This is a genomic window from Pararhodobacter aggregans (genome assembly GCF_003075525.1).
Lineage (GTDB): Bacteria > Pseudomonadota > Alphaproteobacteria > Rhodobacterales > Rhodobacteraceae > Pararhodobacter > Pararhodobacter aggregans.
Genome location: NZ_QDDR01000001.1, coordinates 442,664 through 462,248 on the forward strand (window position 1 = coordinate 442,664; position 19,585 = coordinate 462,248).

The 19,585-nt window shown below is 68.8% G+C and carries 21 protein-coding genes, 2 tRNA genes and 1 other RNA gene; 17 read left to right on the plus strand and 7 right to left on the minus strand.

The genetic code is table 11. The annotated features are described in order from the left end of the window. Positions 1 to 4: 4 nt before the first annotated feature. Together DDE23_RS02240 and DDE23_RS02245 are read right to left on the minus strand one after the other, a co-directional pair. Positions 5 to 1,021, minus strand: coding sequence for a phosphatase PAP2 family protein (locus DDE23_RS02240; protein ID WP_107749753.1), 1,017 nt, complete (start codon positions 1,019 to 1,021; stop codon positions 5 to 7). 128 nt (positions 1,022 to 1,149) lie between these two features. Further along, positions 1,150 to 1,764 carry a TetR/AcrR family transcriptional regulator gene (locus tag DDE23_RS02245; protein WP_107749754.1) on the minus strand — a complete coding sequence of 205 codons (615 nt, stop codon included), beginning with the start codon at positions 1,762 to 1,764 and terminating at the stop codon, positions 1,150 to 1,152. 122 nt (positions 1,765 to 1,886) lie between these two features. Between DDE23_RS02245 and ffs the strand changes: the two genes are divergently transcribed. Further along, positions 1,887 to 1,984: signal recognition particle sRNA small type (gene ffs, locus DDE23_RS02250), an RNA gene on the plus strand. A 1-nt stretch (position 1,985) separates the two neighbouring features. Here the strand turns inward: ffs and DDE23_RS02255 are convergent. After that, entirely contained in the window at positions 1,986 to 2,210 is a 225-nt protein-coding gene (locus tag DDE23_RS02255) for a DUF6324 family protein (RefSeq protein WP_107749755.1), read from the minus strand. Positions 2,211 to 2,315: 105 nt separating this feature from the next. On the opposite strand from DDE23_RS02255, the gene DDE23_RS02260 reads away from it, so the two are divergent. The 10 genes from DDE23_RS02260 to DDE23_RS02305 all read left to right on the plus strand — a co-directional run bounded on the left by DDE23_RS02260 (position 2,316) and on the right by DDE23_RS02305 (position 8,689). Further along, positions 2,316 to 2,798: a GNAT family N-acetyltransferase gene (locus DDE23_RS02260; RefSeq protein ID WP_107749756.1), complete on the plus strand. Its 483-nt coding sequence runs from the start codon at positions 2,316 to 2,318 to the stop codon at positions 2,796 to 2,798. A 52-nt stretch (positions 2,799 to 2,850) separates the two neighbouring features. Beyond that, positions 2,851 to 2,927, plus strand: a tRNA-His gene (locus tag DDE23_RS02265). 140 nt (positions 2,928 to 3,067) lie between these two features. Continuing rightward, entirely contained in the window at positions 3,068 to 3,646 is a 579-nt protein-coding gene (locus DDE23_RS02270) for a methylenetetrahydrofolate reductase C-terminal domain-containing protein (RefSeq protein WP_107749757.1), read from the plus strand. Then, positions 3,643 to 4,635, plus strand: a complete 993-nt coding sequence (locus tag DDE23_RS02275; RefSeq protein WP_107749758.1) for a methylenetetrahydrofolate reductase — start codon at positions 3,643 to 3,645, stop codon at positions 4,633 to 4,635. The genes DDE23_RS02270 and DDE23_RS02275 overlap by 4 nt, the downstream gene beginning before the upstream one ends. Continuing rightward, positions 4,622 to 5,287 carry a DNA-3-methyladenine glycosylase I gene (locus DDE23_RS02280; protein WP_107749759.1) on the plus strand — a complete coding sequence of 222 codons (666 nt, stop codon included), beginning with the start codon at positions 4,622 to 4,624 and terminating at the stop codon, positions 5,285 to 5,287. Before DDE23_RS02275 ends, DDE23_RS02280 begins: the two co-directional genes overlap by 14 nt. A 189-nt stretch (positions 5,288 to 5,476) precedes the next feature. Beyond that, a complete protein-coding gene (locus DDE23_RS02285; protein WP_157957955.1) occupies positions 5,477 to 6,286 on the plus strand; it encodes a creatininase family protein in 810 nt (269 codons plus the stop codon). After that, entirely contained in the window at positions 6,283 to 7,023 is a 741-nt protein-coding gene (locus DDE23_RS02290) for an alpha/beta hydrolase (RefSeq protein ID WP_107749761.1), read from the plus strand. Before DDE23_RS02285 ends, DDE23_RS02290 begins: the two co-directional genes overlap by 4 nt. Positions 7,024 to 7,026: 3 nt before the next feature. Next, on the plus strand, positions 7,027 to 7,998 hold the full coding sequence (locus DDE23_RS02295; protein WP_107749762.1) for an alpha/beta hydrolase: 972 nt from the start codon (positions 7,027 to 7,029) through the stop codon (positions 7,996 to 7,998). A 40-nt stretch (positions 7,999 to 8,038) separates the two neighbouring features. Beyond that, positions 8,039 to 8,115 (plus strand) — tRNA-Arg (locus DDE23_RS02300). Between the two features lie 178 nt (positions 8,116 to 8,293). Continuing rightward, positions 8,294 to 8,689 carry a GFA family protein gene (locus DDE23_RS02305; RefSeq protein ID WP_107749763.1) on the plus strand — a complete coding sequence of 132 codons (396 nt, stop codon included), beginning with the start codon at positions 8,294 to 8,296 and terminating at the stop codon, positions 8,687 to 8,689. Positions 8,690 to 8,725: 36 nt separating this feature from the next. Here the strand turns inward: DDE23_RS02305 and ettA are convergent, their stop codons facing one another. After that, positions 8,726 to 10,381 (minus strand): energy-dependent translational throttle protein EttA, encoded by a 1,656-nt coding sequence (gene ettA / locus DDE23_RS02310; protein WP_107749764.1) that lies wholly within the window; start codon positions 10,379 to 10,381, stop codon positions 8,726 to 8,728. A gap of 181 nt (positions 10,382 to 10,562) precedes the next feature. On the opposite strand from ettA, the gene DDE23_RS02315 reads away from it, so the two are divergent. Further along, positions 10,563 to 11,444 carry an SPFH domain-containing protein gene (locus tag DDE23_RS02315; protein WP_107749765.1) on the plus strand — a complete coding sequence of 294 codons (882 nt, stop codon included), beginning with the start codon at positions 10,563 to 10,565 and terminating at the stop codon, positions 11,442 to 11,444. Continuing rightward, positions 11,441 to 11,728: an NfeD family protein gene (locus tag DDE23_RS02320; RefSeq protein ID WP_337589823.1), complete on the plus strand. Its 288-nt coding sequence runs from the start codon at positions 11,441 to 11,443 to the stop codon at positions 11,726 to 11,728. The genes DDE23_RS02315 and DDE23_RS02320 overlap by 4 nt, the downstream gene beginning before the upstream one ends. 28 nt (positions 11,729 to 11,756) lie before the next feature. On the opposite strand, the gene DDE23_RS02325 is transcribed toward DDE23_RS02320, so the two are convergent. Further along, positions 11,757 to 12,362: a sugar transferase gene (locus DDE23_RS02325; protein WP_107749766.1), complete on the minus strand. Its 606-nt coding sequence runs from the start codon at positions 12,360 to 12,362 to the stop codon at positions 11,757 to 11,759. Positions 12,363 to 12,610: 248 nt separating this feature from the next. On the opposite strand from DDE23_RS02325, the gene paaG reads away from it, so the two are divergent. The 4 genes from paaG to DDE23_RS02345 are packed head-to-tail and all read left to right on the plus strand — an operon-like array spanning position 12,611 to position 15,735. After that, positions 12,611 to 13,399, plus strand: coding sequence for a 2-(1,2-epoxy-1,2-dihydrophenyl)acetyl-CoA isomerase PaaG (gene paaG / locus DDE23_RS02330; protein ID WP_107749767.1), 789 nt, complete (start codon positions 12,611 to 12,613; stop codon positions 13,397 to 13,399). After that, positions 13,396 to 13,824: a hydroxyphenylacetyl-CoA thioesterase PaaI gene (gene paaI / locus DDE23_RS02335; protein WP_107749768.1), complete on the plus strand. Its 429-nt coding sequence runs from the start codon at positions 13,396 to 13,398 to the stop codon at positions 13,822 to 13,824. The genes paaG and paaI overlap by 4 nt, the downstream gene beginning before the upstream one ends. Positions 13,825 to 13,827: 3 nt before the next feature. Beyond that, positions 13,828 to 15,138, plus strand: coding sequence for a phenylacetate--CoA ligase PaaK (gene paaK / locus DDE23_RS02340; protein WP_107749769.1), 1,311 nt, complete (start codon positions 13,828 to 13,830; stop codon positions 15,136 to 15,138). Positions 15,139 to 15,141: 3 nt separating this feature from the next. Continuing rightward, on the plus strand, positions 15,142 to 15,735 hold the full coding sequence (locus DDE23_RS02345) for a TetR-type transcription factor C-terminal domain-containing protein (RefSeq protein WP_107749770.1): 594 nt from the start codon (positions 15,142 to 15,144) through the stop codon (positions 15,733 to 15,735). Between the two features lie 674 nt (positions 15,736 to 16,409). Here DDE23_RS02345 and DDE23_RS02350 read toward each other — a convergent pair. Both DDE23_RS02350 and motA read right to left on the minus strand, forming a co-directional pair. Next, positions 16,410 to 18,701 carry a hypothetical protein gene (locus tag DDE23_RS02350; RefSeq protein WP_107749771.1) on the minus strand — a complete coding sequence of 764 codons (2,292 nt, stop codon included), beginning with the start codon at positions 18,699 to 18,701 and terminating at the stop codon, positions 16,410 to 16,412. Continuing rightward, a complete protein-coding gene (motA, locus tag DDE23_RS02355) occupies positions 18,701 to 19,570 on the minus strand; it encodes a flagellar motor stator protein MotA (RefSeq protein ID WP_107749772.1) in 870 nt (289 codons plus the stop codon). The genes DDE23_RS02350 and motA overlap by 1 nt, the downstream gene beginning before the upstream one ends. Positions 19,571 to 19,585 lie beyond the last annotated feature (15 nt).

Consider the following 19,585-nt stretch of genomic DNA (forward strand, 5'->3'; position numbering starts at 1 on the left):
TCGCCTATTCGGCCGGGTCGGCGGCAGGGTGCCAGCCGCGCGTCGGCGCAGCCTCGGGCGGGCGGAACCGCGCCAGCCGCCGCAGGCCGGCCCAGAGCCCGGCGATGAGCAGGATCGAGACGTAGCCGTCGATGGCGTAGTGATACCCGCTCCAGACCGAGAGGATCAGGATCGTCCCGGCGAAGATCCCGGCCGGGATCGCCAGCAGGAGCGAGCGCTCGGCGCAATAGAGCGCCACCACCGTCGCCACCGCCACATGCACCGAGGGAAAGGCCGACAGGCCGGTTCCGAACCCCTCGCGACCGGCGGCGTACATGCTCCACAGATGCTGTTGCAGGGCGCCCATGACCGTGCCGTCCAGACCCGCGTCCTGCAGGTTGCGGGTCAGCGCCGCAAAGCGGGTGCTGTCATAGAAGCGGTCATGGAACACCGGCCCCACCGACATGCCCATCAGCGCCACGACATTGCCCATTCCGATCCAGGCCACCGTATAGAGCACCAGAAAGCGGCGCACGCGCCGGGGTTCCTCGTCCCCCGCCAGCAGGATCACCGGGAAGAGGACGGCGAGGATCAGCCAGGGCCCCTGATAGAGCGGCGTCAGCCGGACCAGCAGCCGGTCGCCCAGCAATTGCTCCAGCACCCGCCAGGGGTCGGTATCGCCATGCAGCCAGGCATCGAGCGCGGTGAGCGAGGGATCGGCGTAATAGGGCACGATCTGCGGCATCGTCGTCTTGACCAGGGTGAAGCCGACATGCAGCGCCAGCACCGCGCCGAAGACCAGCCCCAGCCGCCGCATCGCCATCCCCGGCGCCGCGCCGCGCCGCCTTTCGGTCCTGAGTGCCCAGAGCGAGACCAGCGCCACCATCGCCCAGAGCCCGTAGAGCGGCATGTCGATGTCGCCGCCCATCGCGGCCAGAAAATCCTCGAGCACATTGTCGCGAAAGCTGACGGCCAGCCCCAGGGCCACGGCCGCATAGGTCAGCGCGAAACGGAAAAAGGCAGCAGCGGGAAAGACCGGCATTTCAACTCGACAGGGTGTTCCGGCCGGAAATCACCGGCAGGCGCCGAGCATTCGCCGTCCCGGGGCCGGACGGCAAGGGGGCGCGTGCAGGGATCGGCGGAATTTCCCGCATGGCGGGTGGGGCGCGTTCAGTCGCCCGCGATCAGCCCCAGTCCGCGCAGGTAGATGCCGATCCCGGCCTCCAGCAATTCCTCGGGTGTGAAAGGGGTGCGGGCGCCGGGCTTGCCGCGGGCGTAGAGTTCGACAATCCCGTGACTCATCGCCGTGATATGCGCCGAGAACATCGCCGCGGGCGGGCGCCTGTCGGCCGGGATCCGGGCCGAAAGCGCACCGGCGGCACTGGTCAGCACCCGGTTGGCGCGTTCGGCGGCGCGGGCCAGTTCCGGCGTCTGGCCGGGGGCGATGCCCGATTCGAACATCGCCATGTAATGGCCGGGATATTTGCGGGCGAAGGCCAGATAGGCCCGGCCCACCGCCTCGAACGCGGCCAGCGGCGAGGGCTTGCCGTCGTTATAGGCGTAATCCAGCACATCGGCGAACAGCTCGTAGCCCTGGGTCGCCACCTCGGCGATCAGGTCCTCGCGCCCCGAGAAATGCCGGTAGGGCGCCGCGGCCGAGACCTCGGCCCGTTTCGCCGCCTCGGCCATGGTGAAGCCGGTCGGCCCCTTCTCGGCGATGAGGTCCAGCGCCGCCTCGACCAGGGCCTGGCGCAGATTTCCGTGGTGATAGCCGCGTTTGCTCATCGGGTCCGATCCGGCGCGCGCCGGGCGCGGGGAAGGGCGAGTATCGCAGATGCCGCCCCGCTGGCAACCGGCGCCGCGCGCAGGGCCCTTGCATTGCCCCGCCGTCTTTCATACATAGCCCGCGAGAGGCTGGCGCGGGCAGGCGTTTCGCCAACCCGGTCAGGTCCGGAAGGAAGCAGCCGCAACGATTCCCGCTTGGGTCGTGTCCGGTCTCTCACCTTTTACCGCTTGCCTTTTCCCTTGCCGCCGCCCGTGGTGCCCTCACCGATGTCGCGCGCGGCTTCCGCAGCGGCGCGCAGTTCCTCGGCAATCTCTTCGGCTTCCTCGGGATCGAAATCCAGCGGCAGTTCGAGGCCCTCGGCCTCGACATAGATCCGCACCATGCCGGCCGAGGTCGGCCCGATCTGCAGGTTCGCGGCGATGTCGCTTTGCTTGTTGATGCCCATGGCCATCCCCTTTTGCTTTCGTTCAGCCCTACCCCGCAGGCGAGGCCCGCGCAAGCCAGCGCCCACCGCTTGACAGGGCAGGCGATCCGGACGCAGCCTGCGGGCATGCACTCCGTGACCCTGCGCCCCTTCACCGCCGAGGATGCCGACTGGCTGATCGCCCGTCACGGCGCGCTCTATGCCGAGCATGAGGGCTTCGACGCCAGTTTCGAGGCGCTGGTGGCCGAGATCATCGCCGATTTCCTGGCCCATCAGAAGCCCGGCCGCGAGGAGGGCTGGATCGCCTGGCGAGGGGCCGAGCGTCTGGGCTCGACCTTCGTGGTCGAGGAGGACGCGCAGACCGCCAAGCTGCGACTCGTTCTGCTGGAACCAGCGGCGCGGGGCACCGGGCTGGCGCAGCGGCTGCTGGAGCAGGCGATGGATTTCGCCCGCGGCGCGGGCTACCGGGCGATGCGGCTCTGGACCCATGAGAGCCACCGCGCGGCCGGACGGCTCTATGCCAGAAACGGTTTCGCGCTGGTGGCGAGCGAGGCCAAACGCTCGTTCGGGCAGGATGTCGTGGCCCAGACATGGGAGCGTGAACTCTAGGCGCAGACCCCTCTTGCAATCGTCGCGAGGGGCGGCTAAACGGCCCGCACGTGCCGCCTTAGCTCAGTTGGTTAGAGCGCTAGATTGTGGATCTAGAGGTCCCCCGTTCGAGCCGGGGAGGCGGTACCATCGACACAAGGCCCGGGCCAACCGCCCGGGTCTTGTGCGTTTTCGGCCCCCTACGCCTGCGCCACGGGCTTGCCTTGCGGGGCCGGTTTCGGCGACACTTCCCCATCGCGGCGCCCTCGCACCGCGGCAGGGAGGATGCCATGTACCGCGTGCGCCTGTTCGCCACCCGCCATTCCCGCGCCTTCGAATGGATCTATCAGCGGCTGGAGACGGTCTTCGTCGCGCTGGACCCGTTGTTCCGCCGCCTTGGCTACAACCGGGTGGAGCGCGTGGTCGCCGTGCCGGAACGCTGGGTGAAGAGCTTCCTTTTCGACTGCAAGATGTGCGGCCAATGCGTCCTGTCCTCGACCGGCATGGCCTGCCCGATGAACTGCCCCAAGCAACTGAGGAACGGGCCCTGCGGCGGGGTCCGGCCCGGGGGCTATTGCGAGGTGAAGCCGCAGATGCGCTGCGTCTGGACCGAAGCCTGGGAGGGCGCCTCGCGCATGAAGCACGGCGAGCGCATCGCCGAGGTGCTGCCGCCGGTGGACCGCCGGCTCGAAGGCTCGTCTGCCTGGCTGCGCGCCAGCCGCGAGAAGGCCCGGCCCGAGGAAGCCGCCACCGACAAGGCCCGCGCCGCGCTGGCGCAGGCCTTTCCCCGCGCCCGGGTGCTCGAACCCTCGGCCGCGCCGCTGGCCGAGGAACCGCCGCGCGCCGTCAACCGGGGGGAAGGGTCATGAGCCTTTTCTGGAGCGATCCCAACGCCATCCGCCCCTACGAGGCGCCGCCCCCCGGCCATGTCGCGGGCTCGAAGCTGGAAATCGCCCTGCGCGCGGGCCAGTTCGCCGTCACGGCCGAGATGAACCCGCCCGACAGCGCCGACCCGGCCGATGTCTTCGAGGCGGCGAAACCGCTGGCCGATGTGGCCCATGCGATCAACGCCACCGATGCCTCGGGCGCCAATTGCCACATGTCCTCGATCGGGATCTGCGCGCTGCTCACCCGGATGGGGCATGGCACGGTCTATCAGATCAGCTGCCGCGACCGGAACCGGATCGCCATTCAGGGCGACGTGCTGGGCGCCGCGGCGATGGGGGTGAAGAACGTGCTGTGCCTCACTGGCGACGATGTGGGGGCGGGGGACCAGCCGGGCGCGAAGCCGGTCTTCGACCTCGATTCGCTGACGCTGATCCGCACCATCCGCACGATGCGCGATCAGGGCGTGTTCCTGTCGGGGCGCAAGATCACCAAGCCGCCGAAGCTGTTCATCGGCGCGGCCGAGAACCCCTGCGTCGATCCGGTGGAATGGCGGCCCGAGCGGCTGGCCAAGAAGGTCGAGGCCGGGGCCGAGTTCATTCAGACCAACTACATCTTCGACATGCCGCGGTTCGAGGCCTTCATGGCCCGGGTCCGCGACCTGGGGCTGGAGAAGCGCGTGTTCATCCTGCCGGGCGTCGGGCCCCTGGCCAGCGGCAAGGCGGCGCGCTGGATGCGCTCGAACGTGCCGGGGATCCATATCCCCGATGCGGTGGTCGAGCGGATGGAGAAGGCCGCGAACCCCGGCGACGAGGGGCGGCGGATCTGCGTGGAACTGATCCAGCAGATCCGCGAGGTGAAGGGCGTCGCGGGGGTGCATGTCATGGCCTACCGGCGCGAGCATCTGGTGGCGGACATCCTGCGCGAGGCGGGGGTGGCGCGGGACGAAAGGGCCGAGAATGCGCAGTTATGACGAGATCCTGGCGATTGCCGCCGACCGCAAGGGCGGTGTTGCGGCGGTGCTTGAGGGCATGCCCCAACCCCTGAGCGCCGATGCGCTGGCGGCGATCCCGGACGACCGCTGGCTGGCACAATTCGCCCGGGGGATCCTGCAGGCGGGGATTTCCTGGAGTGTGGTGGACAAGAAATGGCCCGGCATCGAGGCGGCCTTTCTGGGCTTCGACATCACCGCCATCACCTTCCAGCCACCCGACTGGGCGCATGAGCTGATCGGCGATACCCGGATCATCCGTTCGCCGCCCAAGGTGCAGGCGATCCTTCACAACGCGGCCTTCATCCGGCGGGTCAGGGACGAGGCGGGCTCCTTCGGGCGGCGGATCGGCGACTGGCCGTCCTCGGATTTCGCGGGGCTGGTGCAATGGTTGCAAGCCGAGGGCGCGCGGCTGGGGGGCAATACCGGGGCCTATGCGCTGCGGCAGATGGGCAAGGATTCCTACCTGATGTCTCAGGATGTCGTCGCCCGGCTGGTGGCCGAGGGGGTGGTGGACAAGGCGCCCTCGTCGAAAAAGGCATGGGCGGCGGTGCAGGAGGCCTTCAACATCTGGCAGGCCCAATCCGGCGCCAGCCTCACGAAAATCAGCCGGGTGCTGGCGCAATCCCTGTAGGGTGGGATTTCATCCCACCAAGCGCCGCCCCCCGTAGGGTGCGTGCTTGCACGCACCTTCCGCAACGGTGCGTGCAAGCACGCACCCTACGGATGGCCCGCCCGGCAGCGCCCGCACCATCCGCCGTCCACGGCGGTTGCACCCGCGGCCCGCGCGTGCATCATGCCCGCAACCCCAAGGGAGATGCCCATGCCTGAAACCGACTGGTCCCGCCTCAAGGCGCATGAACTCCGCGCGCTGGCCGCGCAGGATGCCGTCGTCATCCTGCCCATCGCCTCGATCGAGCAGCACGGGCCGCACCTGCCGACCATGACCGACACCCGCCTCGGCTACGAGATCGCCATGCGCGCCGCCCGCAAGGCCCGGGACACCCGCCCGGTCGTCGTCACCCCCGTGGTCTGGTCCGGCCTCAGCGAGCATCACATGCCCTATGGCGGCACGCTGACGCTGAGCCAGTCGACCTTCCGCGCCGTGATCCGCGACCTGGTGGAGGCCATCACCCGCCACGGCTTCCGCCATATCCTCATCTCGAACAGCCATGGCGGCAACCAGATCGCCATGCAGCAGATCTGCGACGAACTGGCCCCGACCTCGGCCGCGACGCTGGTCGCCACCACCTATGTCACGGAAGCGGGCGACGATCTGGCCCGCCATTGCCAGGACCAGCCCGGCGTCATGCATGCGGGCGAGGCCGAGACCTCGATGATGATGGTCTGCGAACCGGATCTGGTCGATACCTCGGACCTCGGGAACCTCACGCAGGCCATGGACGGGGCGCGGTTCCTCAAGGCCGGCAAGGCGAGCTACCGCTGGCGCCCCTTCCAGCACGTCACCGCCAACGGCATCGTCGGCAATCCCACCCGCGCCAGCGCCGCCAAGGGCGAGGCGATGCTCGAAGCGGGCGCCGAGGCCGTCGCCGCCCTGATCCGCGACCCCGAGACCTGGGCGCCGGTCTTGGATGTCCGGGGCGAGGGCACGCAGGGAGTGCCCTTCCGGTGACCGACTTTCTGAGCACCCCGCAGGGCCGCCGCCTGGCCTATCACCGAACCGCCGGTAGCGGGCCGGGGGTCGTCTTCCTCGGCGGCTTCAAGTCGGACATGACCGGCAGCAAGGCGCAATTCCTGCAAGCCTGGGCCGAGGATCAGGGCCGCCCCTTCCTGCGTTTCGATTATTCCGGGCATGGCCAGTCGGACGGCGATTTCCTCGACGGCGCCATCGGTGACTGGTTCGAGGATGCGCTCAGCGCCATCGAGGCCCTGACCGAGGGGCGGCAGGTGCTGGTCGGCTCCTCGATGGGCGGCTGGATCGCGCTCCTGGTCGCCCGTGCCATCCCCGAGCGGATCGCCGGGCTGATAGGCATCGCCGCCGCGCCCGATTTCACCGAAGACCTGATGGAGCCCGCGTTCACCGGGGCCGAACGCGCCGCCATGGCCGCGACGGGACGCATCGAGCAGCCCTCGGACTATGGCGACGAGCCCTATGTCATCACCCGCCGCCTGATCGAGGAAGGGCGCAACCGTCTGGTGCTGCGCAGCCCGCTGCCGCTGCCCTTTCCGGTGCGGCTGTTGCAGGGCTCGGCCGATGTCGACGTGCCGCCCTCGGTGGCGCTGAAGCTCTTCGACCATGCCGACAGCCCCGATCTGCGGCTGACGCTGGTCAAGGGGGCCGATCACCGCTTTTCGGAACCCGAGAATTTGGCGCTGCTGGCCGAGACGCTCGCCCGGTTGCCGGTCTGAGCGATGAAGGCGCGGCTCCTCCTGCTGGCGCTGCTGGGCGATCTGCTGCTGGTCGGCGGGGCGCTGTGGTTTTTCGCGCCCCGCCCCGAATGGCCCCCGGCCACGCAGGTGGCGCCGGTGATCCCGGGCGAAGACCTCGACGCCTGGCTGGAGACCCGCGAGGGGGTGTTCGACGACCTCACCCCCGGCACGCAGAAGCTGATCCACTGGGCGGGCGAACGCGACGCCGGGACGGCGCTGGCGCTGGTCTATCTGCCCGGCTTCTCCGCCACCCGGCAGGAGATCGCGCCGGTCCCGCTGCGCCTCGCCGAGGCGCTGGGCGCCAATCTCTTCGAGACCCGGCTGGCCGGGCACGGCCGCCCCGGCGCGGCCTTGGGCGAGGTCACCGTCGATGACTGGGCCACCGACCTCGCCGAGGCCATGGCCATCGGCGAAAGGCTGGGTCAGCGGGTGGTGCTGATCGGCACCTCGACCGGCGGCGCGCTGGCCGTTCTGGCGGCGCTGGACCCGGAGTATCGCGAGCGGATCGCCGGGATCATCCTGATTTCCCCCAATTTCTCGCCCGCCGACCGCATGGCCTTCGTGCTGGATCTGCCCTGGGCCAGCACCTGGGGCCCGTGGATCTTCGGCGCCGAGCGCGCCTGGGAGCCGGCCAATGCCGCGCAGGGCCGCTACTGGACCACGCGCTACCCCAGTGCCGCGCTGTTCCCGATGCGCGTGGTCCAGCAGGCCGCCCGCCACGCCCCGGTCGAACAAGCGAGGGTGCCCGCGCTGGTCTTCTTTGCCGAGGGCGACCGGGTGGTCGATGCCCGCGTGACCGAGGACATCATGGCCCGCTGGGGCGCGCCGGTGACGATGCACCGGGTCGAGGACGCGAACGACCCGCAGCAGCATGTCATCGCCGGTGACATCCTCTCGCCCGATGCGACGGCGGGGGTGCTGGCCGCCAGCATCGTCTGGGCACGCGGCCTCTGACTTGACGCCCCGGGCTGGGTGACGCATGAGAAAGCGGTGCGGTCCCGTAGCTCAGCTGGATAGAGCGGCTGCCTTCTAAGCAGTTGGTCAGGGGTTCGAGTCCTCTCGGGATCGCCAGTTTCCCCCGGTCTGTCGCCGTGTTGTCCGTCTTGGCCAGCGGATAGCACCCCCGACGCCTCGCCGCGCGCCTTACCGATATCGCAGCCAGCCCCAAGGTGCAGCTTGTCGCGGCGCAAATGTTCACGTAATGTTCTGCTCATTCTGGATCCCCGCCCGCCCGCTAAAGGAGACGATCATGATCGAAGGCAGCTGCTGCTGCGGCGCTGTGAGGTTCGAACTTCTGGCTCAGCCCTCGACGATGGGGACCTGCCATTGCTCGCGCTGCCGCAAGGCGGGGGCCAGCACCATCGTCTTCGTCAAGCGCGAGGATTTGCGCTGGGTGCAGGGCAGGGAGCATGTGGCGACCTACCAACCCGATCCGCCCTATCAATACGCCCGCTGCTTCTGCCGGATCTGCGGCAGTTCGCTGGGCGAGATCCTGTCCGGCGAGGCGAGTTTTCCCATCGCCGCCAATGCACTGGACACCGAGATCGGCCTCAGGAACCGCTTTCACGAATTCACCTCGGAAAAGCCGGGCTGGGTCCAGATCTGTGACGACGCCCCGCAGAACCCCGGCCATCCGGCGACCTGAGGGAAAGGAAAAGGGCCCGTCGCCGGGCCCTTTGTCTTAGCGCGAGAATTTCTTGTATTTGACCCGCTTGGGTTCGACCGCATCGGGGCCCAGACGGCGGATCTTGTCTTCCTCATAGGCCTCGAAGTTGCCTTCGAACCATTCGACCTTGGCCTCGCCCTCGAAGGCGAGGATATGCGTGCAAAGCCGGTCGAGGAAGAAGCGGTCGTGCGAGATGATGATCGCGTTGCCGGCGAAATCCTCGATCGCCGCTTCCAGCGCCTGCAGCGTTTCCACGTCCAGGTCGTTGGTCGGTTCGTCGAGCAGGAGGACGTTGCCGCCCTCTTTCAAGAGCTTCGCCATATGCACGCGGTTGCGTTCACCGCCCGACAGCAGGCCGACTTTCTTCTGCTGGTCGCCGCCCTTGAAGTTGAAGGCGCCGCAATAGGCCCGGCTGTTGACCTGGGCATCGCCCAGCTCGATCAGCTCGGCCCCGCCGGAGATCTCTTCCCAGACGGTCGCGTTGGGGTCGAGCGCGTCGCGCGACTGGTCGACATAGGCCAGCTTCACCGTGTCCCCCAGCGTGACCGAGCCCGCATCGGGTTGTTCCTTGCCGGTAATCATGCGGAACAGCGTCGATTTCCCGGCGCCGTTCGGGCCGATCACGCCGACGATGGCGCCCGGCGGAATGCTGAACGACAGGTTCTCGATCAGCTGGCGGTCGCCGTAATGCTTGCTGAGGTTCTCGACCTCGATCACCTTGCCGCCCAGACGCGGGCCGTTGGGGATGATGATCTGGGCCTTGCCCACGCGTTCCTTCTCGGACTGGTCGGCCATCTTTTCGTAGGCCGAGATACGGGCCTTCGACTTCGCCTGACGGGCCTTGGCCCCGGCGCGGATCCATTCCAGTTCCTTTTCCAGAACCTTCTGCTTGGCCTTGTCCTCGCGCGCTTCCTGCGCCACGCGCTTGGCCTTCTGTTCCAGCCAGGCGGAGTAGTTCCCCTCGTAGGGAATGCCGCGCCCGCGCTCCAGCTCCAGAATCCACGACGTGATGTCGTCGAGGAAATAGCGGTCGTGCGTGACGCAGAGGATGGTGCCCTTGTACTCGATCAGGTGCTTTTGCAGCCAGGCGATGGTTTCGGCATCGAGGTGGTTGGTCGGTTCGTCCAGCAGCAGCATGTCGGGCGCTTCCAAGAGCAACTTGCAGAGCGCCACGCGGCGACGCTCCCCGCCCGAGAGGGTCGCGACATCGGCGTCGTCGGCCGGGCAGCGCAGCGCTTCCATCGCCACATCGACCTGGCTGTCGAGATCCCAGAGGTTCTCGGCGTCGATCTCGTCTTGCAGCTTCGCCATCTCCTCGGCCGTCTCGTCCGAGTAGTTCATGGCGAGTTCGTTGTAGCGGTCGAGCTTCACCTGCTTGGCCGCCACGCCCAGCATGACGTTGCCGCGCACGTCGAGGCTTTCATCCAGCGCGGGCTCCTGCGGCAGGTAGCCGACCTTGGCGCCCTTGGCGGCCCAGGCCTCGCCGGAGAAATCCTTGTCGATGCCCGCCATGATGCGCAAGAGCGTCGATTTACCGGCGCCGTTGACGCCGACGACACCGATCTTCACACCGGGCAGAAAGTTCAGGCGGATGTTCTCGAAGCATTTCTTGCCGCCGGGGTAGGTCTTGGACACGCCATCCATGTGATAGACGTACTGATACGAGGCCATCTCACGCTCCAGATATAACGGGGATTTGCACGTTCCCTACAGGGGCGGGGGCCTCGCTGCAAGCCGTGCCTCTTTCCCTCGGCCCCGCCAGCCTCCATACTGCACGTCTTGCGACTATCCCTGGCTTGCTGTGAAACCCGATCCCATCCCGACCCCACAGCCATTGATCCCGGAGTTCTTCATGCCCTTCGATTCCATCGGCGGCGGCACTATCGTCCTGTTGCTGCTTGCCATTTTCATCATCATTTCGCTGTTCCTGGGCGTGCGCATCGTGCCCCAGTCGCAGAAATACGTCGTGGAACGCTTCGGCCGCCTGCGCGCCGTGCTGGGCCCGGGGATCAACCTGATCGTGCCCTTCGTCGATACCGTGGCGCACAAGGTCTCGATCCTGGAACGCCAGCTGCCCAACCAGCGGCAGGACGCCATCACCACCGACAACGTGCTGGTGCAGGTCGAGACTTCGGTCTTCTACCGCATCATGGAGCCGGAAAAGACCGTCTACCGGATCCGCGACGTGGATGCGGCGATCCTGACGACCGTCGCCGGTATCGTGCGCTCGGAAATCGGCACGATGGAACTGGACGAGGTCCAGTCGAACCGCGCCCGCCTGACGCAGAAGATCGGCGCGGCGATTGCCGATGTGGTCGACGATTGGGGGATCGTGGTCACCCGCGCCGAACTCCTCGACGTGAACCTCGACGAGGCGACCCGCGCCGCCATGCTGCAACAGCTCAACGCCGAGCGGGCCCGCCGTGCCGCGGTGACCGAGGCCGAGGGCAAGCGGCGCGCCGTGGAGCTCGCCTCTGACGGGGAACTCTACGCCGCCGAGCAGGAGGCCAAGGCCAAGCGCATCACCGCCGACGCCGAGGCCTATGCCACCGGCGTCATCGCCGAGGCCATCGCCAAGAACGGGCTGGAGGCCGCGCAATACCAGATCGCGCTGGCCCAGGTCGAGGCGATGAAGAAAGTGGCCGAGGGGCAGGGCAAGCAGACCGTCATCCTGCCCGCGCATCTGATGGATGCCTTCGGCGACGCCTTCAAGATGCTGAAGGGCAAGCCATGATGCACGAGATGTGGTGGGTCTGGATCGCCGCGGGTCTGGCGCTGGCCATTGTCGAGGTGCTGGTGCCGGGCTTCCTGTTCGCCGGTTTCGCGGTCGGTGCGGTGATTACCGGGGTGGTCGTCGGCCTGGCGCTGCCGGGGATGGACTGGATGACCGGCTCGCTCACCGTGTCGCTGGTGGTCTTCGCGGTGATCTCGGTCGTGGCCTGGCTGGCGATGCGGGCGGTGCTGGGGGTCCGGCAGGGCCAGATGAAACGCATCGACCACGACATCAACGAAGACTGACGACGGGGGGCCTCGGGGCCCCCTTTCCCTATCGGGCCGAGGGGAACAGCGTCTTGCGGACGAGGTTCAGGTCGAAGCAGAAGCTGCGGTTCCTCTGATAGATCAGGTCGATCCGCGCCTTTCTGGGGGCGCAGGTGCGGCCATAGATGGCTTCGGTTTCCTCGGCCGTCCTGGTGCGCGCCAGCAAACGCTCCTCGTGCCGGGCGAAGGCAATGGTGGCAAGGCCGGTCAGCCCGGGGCGGCTTTTCAACACCTCGCCGTAAAGATCGGGGAAACGCTCGACATAAAGTCTGAGCGGCGGGCGCGGCCCCACCACCGAGATGTCCCCGCGCCAGAGGTTCCACAGCTGCGGCAGCTCATCCAGCCGCCGCCGCCTGAGCCAGCGGCCGGTCGGTGTGATGCGCGGCGCCTTGTGCCCGCCCGACGCCCCGGTATCGGCCGGATCCACCCGCATGGTGCGGAACTTCCACAGCCGGAAGCCCTGGGTCGGGGTCCGCATCCGCTCGCCCGCGTGAAAGATCGGCCGCCCGTCGCGCAGCAGGATCACCAGCGCGATGACGAGGATCATCGGCGCCACGAAAGGGGTTATCATGGCCGCGGTCCACAGATCGAAGGCGCGTTTTGCAGGCGTCATCGGCGTACCCTCGCGTCCCCGCCCCTCGGCGCTGGCAGGCTGAGCGCAAGCCCCCGGCCGCCCCGGATCGCCGAGTGCCGCCCTTGCCCGATGCGCCACCTGGCGCAGATACTCGCTACCCACTTCATCCTCTGTTTCTGCCACGAGCGTCGCCACGATGCCATCGGAATTGCGCCGCAAATTGATTGACTGACCGGACGGTTGATGAAAGTATTCCCGGGCGCGGAATCGCGTGCAGGGAGGATGACATGAGCGATTCGGACACCGTTCTGGTGAGCCTTGAAGCGGGCGTGCTGGAAATCACGCTGAACCGGCCCGAGAGGCTCAATTCCTTCAACGAAGACCAGCATATGGCCCTGCGCGCGGCCCTGACCCGTGCCGCCGCCGAGGCCCGCGCCGTGCTGCTGACCGGCGCCGGTCGGGGCTTCTGCGCCGGGCAGGATCTGGGCGACCGCGACCCACGCAAGATGGACGGGCCCCCCGATCTGGGCGACACGGTGCGCCGTCTCTGGGCGCCGCTGATCCGCCAGATCAAGGCCCTGCCGATGCCGGTGATCTGCGCGGTCAATGGCGTGGCGGCGGGGGCGGGGTCCTCGTTGGCCTTGGCCTGCGACCTGACGCTGGCCGCGGAATCGGCAAAATTCATCCAGTCCTTCGGCAAGGTCGGCCTCATTCCCGACACCGCTGGCAGCTGGCACCTGCCCAAGCTGCTGGGCCCGCAGCGGGCCATGGGCCTTGCCCTGACCGCGCAGCCGCTGCCGGCGCAGCAGGCCGCCGACTGGGGCCTGATCTGGCAATCCCTGCCCGATGACCAGCTGATGACCGAGGCCCGCGCGCTGGCCTGCAAGCTCGCCGCCGGTCCGACCTTCGGCTACGCCAGCACCAAGCGGGCGATGCAGGCGGCCCAGACCAACACGCTCGACGCGCATCTGGAGCTGGAGGCCGAGCTGATGAAAGCCTGCGGCGAAAGCGCCGATTACGCCGAGGGCGTCGCCGCCTTCCTCGACAAGCGCCAGCCGGAGTTCAAAGGCCAATGACCCCCGACGAACTGGCCCAGGCCTGCGCCGCCGCCATGTGGGCCGACGACAACGCCACGCAGCACCTGGGCATGGAGCTGTCCGATGTCCGCGCCGGCCACGCCACCATGAAAATGCGCGTCCGGCCCGAGATGACCAACGGCCACAAGATCTGTCACGGCGGCTATATCTTCACGCTGGCGGACAGCGCCTTCGCCTTCGCCTGCAACACCTACAACCAGCGCGTCGTGGCCCAGATGGGCCAGATCACCTTCCTCGCCCCGGGGCAGGAAGGGGACGTGCTGACCGCCCGCGCCGTGGAAGTCTGGCGTCAGGGGCGCAGCGGCATCTACGACATTACCGTGACCCGGCAGGACGGCACCAAGATCGCCGAATTCCGCGGCCATTCGCGCAGCATCAAGGGCACCCATCTGCCCGAGGAGTGAACCATGGAAAACCTCTCTCCCCGTCCCGGCGATCTGGAGCCGATCGAGACCGCCTCCCGCGACGAAATCGCCGCCCTGCAGCTGGAGCGGATGAAATGGTCGCTGCGCCACGCCTATGACAATTCGCCCTTCTACCGGGCCCGGTTCGACGCGCATGGTGTCCATCCGGATGACCTCAAGTCCCTGGCGGATCTGGCGAAATTCCCCTTCACCTACAAGACCGACCTGCGCGACAATTACCCGTTCGGGATGTTCGCCGTCCCGCGGGAGCAGATCCTGCGGATCCATGCCTCCTCCGGCACCACCGGCAAGCCGACGGTCGTGGGCTACACCAGGCGCGACCTCGATGTCTGGGCCGATTGCGGCGCGCGCTCGATCCGGGCCTCGGGGGGGCGTGCGGGCGACATCGTGCATGTGGCCTATGGCTACGGGCTTTTCACCGGCGGCCTCGGCGCCCATGCGGCGGCGGAACGGCTGGGCTGCACCGTGGTCCCCGTCTCGGGCGGGATGACCGAGCGGCAGGTGACGCTGATCCAGGATTTCAAGCCGCGGATCATCATGGTCACGCCCAGCTACATGCTGTCGATCCTTGATGAATTCCGCCGTCAGGGGCTGGACCCGCGCGAGTCCTCGCTGGCCGTCGGCATCTTCGGCGCCGAGCCCTGGACCAACGCCATGCGGCGCGAGATCGAGGATGCCTTCGACATGCACGCCGTTGATATCTATGGCCTTTCCGAGGTCATGGGGCCGGGCGTGGCCAATGAATGCGTGGAAACCAAGGACGGGCTGCACATCTGGGAGGACCATTTCTATCCCGAGATCATCAACCCCGAGACCGGCGAGCCGGTGGCCGATGGCGAGATGGGGGAACTCGTGTTCACCACGCTCACCAAGGAGGGCCTGCCGATCATCCGCTACCGCACCCGCGACCTGACGCGCCTTCTGCCCGGCACGGCCCGCTCCATGCGGCGGATGGAGAAGATCACCGGCCGCTCGGACGACATGATTATCCTGCGCGGGGTCAACGTGTTCCCCACCCAGATCGAGGAGCAGATCCTGAAATGCGCCGGCCTCGCGCCGCATTTCCAGATCGAATTGGTCCGCAACGACCGGATGGATGCGATGATCGTGCATTGCGAGGCGACCGGGGCCGCCGCCAGTGCCGAGGCCCGCGCGGCATCTGGCAAGGAACTCGCGCATCACATCAAGTCGGTGGTGGGTGTGTCGTCGAAGATCCAGGTACACGAACCGGGCGGTGCCCCGCGTTCCGAGGGCAAGGCGAAACGCGTCGTCGACAACCGGCCCAAGGGCTGAGCCATGGCCCGCACCCGTGCCGCCGATTTCGAGGACAAGCAGCGCGCGATCCTGTCGAGCGCTGCCGCGGTTCTGGCCGAGCAGGGGATGGACAAGGCCTCGATGGCCCAGATCGCCGGGCAGGCCGGGGTCTCCAAGGCCTTGCTTTACCACTATTATCCCGGCAAGGACGCGCTGATCTTCGACATCATCCGCACCCATCTGAGCGAGCTGGACGCAGCGGTCGAGGCCGCCCACGACCCGGCGCTGCCGCCCCGCGAGCGGCTGCGCGCGCTGGTCGGCGCGGTGCTGGAATGCTACCGCGACGCCGACAATTACCACAAGGTGCAGCTGAACGGCACGCCGACCCTGCCCGCCGACCAGCGCCACGAAATCCACGCCATCGAGCGCCGCGTCGTCGGCCGGTTCTCGGCCGTGCTGCGCGACCTGCGGCCGGGGCTGGCGGCGCCGCTGCTGATGCCGGTCACCATGTCGCTCTTCGGCATGATGAATTGGGTCTACATGTGGTTCCGCGACGGCGGCCCGCTGACCCGCGAAGCCTATGCCGATATCGCCACGGCGCTGATCCTCGACGGCATCGGCGGGGTGGGGGGCTAGGGGGCGGCTCCGGACGGGTCCGGCGGTTTCCTGTCCCCCTTCCATGGTGTCGAAAATGCGGGTGGTGACAGCGATACGTGGTCAACGCCGAGCAGGGCGCAGGGCCTCGCGTCTCGACCGCCTCATTGCAAGGCTCGACACGGGCGGGGGCGCGATCCCGTGAGCGCCTGCCTCTCCTCTGGCTGGCCGTGGGTCCGATTCGCGGCATCAGAAACGGCGACAGGCTGGGGGATCGGTGCGGTGCGGACCGGAAAGTCCCTGCCGCAGGGCAGAGCATGCCGGTCGGAGGCGGCGCCGATTTTTCGGGCGTGCGCTGATGCGGGGAGGCGAAGGCGGGCCCTGGCGGTGCCCGGATCCTTTCCGCGCGCGTCTGTGAGCGGCCGCCTGACCGCGCCCGCGACCCGACCGGGGGACGCCCGTTCTGCCGGGGCGGGCCGCTCCGGGCGGTCGGCGTTGGCCCATTGGACAAGGTCGTGGCTGATCCCGCTGTCGAGCCTCTGTTGTCTGCGGCGGCCGGCCCGGCCGGTCCTGGTCCGGCCGAGAGACGCGCGAGCGGGCGGACCCTGCCCGGAAGGGGCGGTTGGCAGGCAGGGATGGCGCCGCCGCATTGGATCGTTGAGTTCCAGGGCTCGCTTTCGCAGGCGGCCGCCCGGTCCCTCGGTCCCGCGCCCGGACTAGGGCGGGGGGCGGACCAGCGGCGCGAGGGCGCCGCGCAGGCGTTCGCTTTCCGCCAGCAGGGTCGAGCTGCGCCGCACCAGTCCCAGCCGGTCGAAGGCCGCGCCTGGATCGGGCAACGGCGAGGGCGCCGCCGCGGCGGGGACCGTTTCCGAGGGCGGGGCTCCTGCCGGAGCCGCCGCGCCGGCAGCATCGGCGGGCGGCGAGGAGGTGTCCGGCTGGGTGAGGGCGATCTCGGCATGGCCGGGGGGGCGACCCAGCAGCGGTCCCAGGTCGGCGGCGGGGGCGGGGGCCTCCTGCGCGGCGGCCAACCCTTCGACCCGGCGCCAATCGGCGTCGAGGATCGCTGCCCGGGTCTCGGCCCCGGTATCGCCGAGCGTGGCGAATTCGTCGCCCGCCGCCCGGTGCTGGCCGATCCTTTCGAGCGCCGCCGCGCGCACCAGCCGCGCCGCCTCGCTGTCATCCTCGCCAAGCAGATCCAGCGCGGCCGTCCCGTCGCCGCCATCGAGCGCGGCCCGCGCCCGCAGCACCCGCGCCTCGGGATCGTCGAGCGTGCCGACCAGCGCCTCGACCGGGGTCGCCAGCCGGAGGTCCAGAAGCCGCGATGCCAGCGCCCGCCGGGTCTGCGGCAGCAGCGCCGGATCGCGCCAATCCTCGCGCGAGAGCACGGCCTCGACCAGCCCCAGATCGGTGCCATTGGACGCCATCGCCGCCCAGACCTCGTCGCGCAGATCGCCCAGCAGGCGGCGGTTCTCGCCCGTCCCGCTCATCCAGCTTTCCAGCCGGTCGAGCGCCGCGAAGGCATCGGTCATCGCCCCCGAGCGCGCGTTCAGCCGGATCACCGCGGCCATCAGCTCGGGTCCGGTGGGCTCGTCGCGGGCGGTGGCGGCCAGGGCCTCGGCCCCGGCGATATACTCGGGCGGGACCGGGGCCGCGGTCTGCAAAGCCAGATCGAGGCGGGTCTGCACCGTGTCGCTGCTGGCGTCGCCCTCATGCGCGAGCCGCAGCGCGGCATCGACGGGCAGCCCCCGGGCGCGATCGAGCCGGGCCTCGACCAGGGCCAGGGCCCCGGGCGAGACCCAGTCCGAGCGTTGCAGCGCATCGGCGATGATCCGCGCGGCATCAAGCGCCCCGGCATCGACCAGGGCCTCGGCCAGGCGCAGGCCGATCAGCCCGCGCATCGAGGCGGGCAGCGTCGAGAACGTCAGCGCCAGCTGGTCGGCGTTCTGGCGGATCGCGTCGGCCTCGGCGCCGGCGAGCACGGCCATCACCGAGGCGGCGCCACCGCAAGCGATGGCCTGCGCCAGGCGCATGCGCGAATTCGAGGCGCGATCCTCGAGCACATCGGCGGTGCCAAGGGCGAAATCGCGGCCGGCGACCGGATCGGGGCTGTTGTCGATGAGCGCCCGCGCCTCGGCGCCGAAACCGGCCGAGAGATAGACGCCGATCAGGTCGAGCTGGCTCTGTGGATCGGGCTGATCGAACTCGCCGTAAAGCGCGCGGGTGAGGCGGCCGAGATCCTCGGTGAAACGGGCGGGATCGTGGCCGAGCAGGCGATCGAGCAGCGCGCTGCCGTTGCAAAGCGCGGGCGGGGTGGCGACCGGCGGGGCATCGGGATCGGGCCGGTCGAGCACCGTGGCGATCCGCATGTTCGGCGGCATGTCGGGGAGCGGCGCGTCGGGCAGCACCCCCTGGCCGGTGGCGGCATGATCGGCGGCGACATCCAGCAGGCGCTGCCCGGCGGCGGCGGCAATCGAGCGGCCGAGATCCTGGGCCAGGGTTTCGAGGCGCGGATCGGCCTCGGGCACGGGGGCGTCGGGCGGGGTCGGCGGAGGCAGGGCGCGGGCGAGGGCTGCCCCGGCGGCACGGCCGGCGGCGATCGGATCGGGCGGCGGGACGCGGCGCGGCGGCGCGGGCGGGGCGGGGGGCAGTGCGACCTCGGGCGGCGCATCGGTGATGTCGAGGATCACCAGGCCCGGCCGCTCCTCCCAGGCGCGGATCGGGCAGTCGCAGGCCAGGCCGAGGCTGAGCACCGGACCCTCGGCGCTTGCCTCGGCCAGACGGCCCCGCGGGATCCGCTGAAAGAGCTGCGCCAGATCGAAGCGTGCCCCGTCGGCGGTGATGGTGAGCTGCCTCTCCCGTCCGTCGGGCGTCAGGGCCCAGCCGGTGCCCGGCGGGATCCGCACCACGACGCGGGTGAAATCGGCGTGCTCGCCCGCGAAGGGCGCGATGGTCTGGGCCCCCGCCGGTCCGGCGAGGGCAAGGAGGGCGCCCAGGGCGAGGGCGCGCATCAGGCGGCCTCGCGTTTCAGGGCGCGCATCGCCTCCTCCAGCTCGCCATAGCTGGGGCGGACGTGGTGGGGCGTGTTCTGGCGCCCGACCTCGATGCACATATTGGCCGGGTGGTTGTGCAGGTTGGCGATCAGCACCTCGCGGATCAGCTTGTAGAAATGCGCGTCCTCCTGCACCACCATCTGCATCTTGGCGGCGAAGGGGCCGACGAAGCCATAGGCCAGGAAAACCCCCATGAAGGTGCCGACCAGCGCGCCGCCGATCAGCGCGCCCAGGATCTCGGGCGGCTGGTCGATGGAGGCCATGGTCTTGATGACGCCCAGCACGGCGGCGACGATCCCCAGCGCGGGCATGCCGTCGGCCACGGTCTGCATCGCATGGCTGGAATGGAGCGCATGGGTGAGCGAGGCCTCCATCCGCTTGTCCAGAACCTCCTCGACCTGGAGGGGGTCGTCGTAGCTGAGGGTCATTGACCGGAGCGTGTCGCAGATCAGCTCGATCGCCTCGTGATCCTTCTGGATCTTGGGATATCGGCTGAAGATTTCCGAAGAATCGGGGCCTTCGATATGTTCCTCAAGCGCCACGGGGTTTTGCCGCGCCAGCCGGATCAGTTCGAACAGCAGGCACAGAAGGTCCTGATAATCCTGCGGTTTCCAGTGCGACCCCTTGAAGACCTTGCTTATGTCCTTGGCCGTATGCTTGGCACCGGCGCCGCTGTTGGCGATCAGGAAGGCCCCCAGCGCCGCGCCGCCGATCATCAGCCCTTCGAACGGCAGGGCGTGCAGGATGATGTCCATATGCCCGCCGGCCAGCAGGTAGCCCCCGAAGACGGTGGCGAAGACCGTGACGATGCCGATGATTCCGAGCATGACGCATTCCCGAAG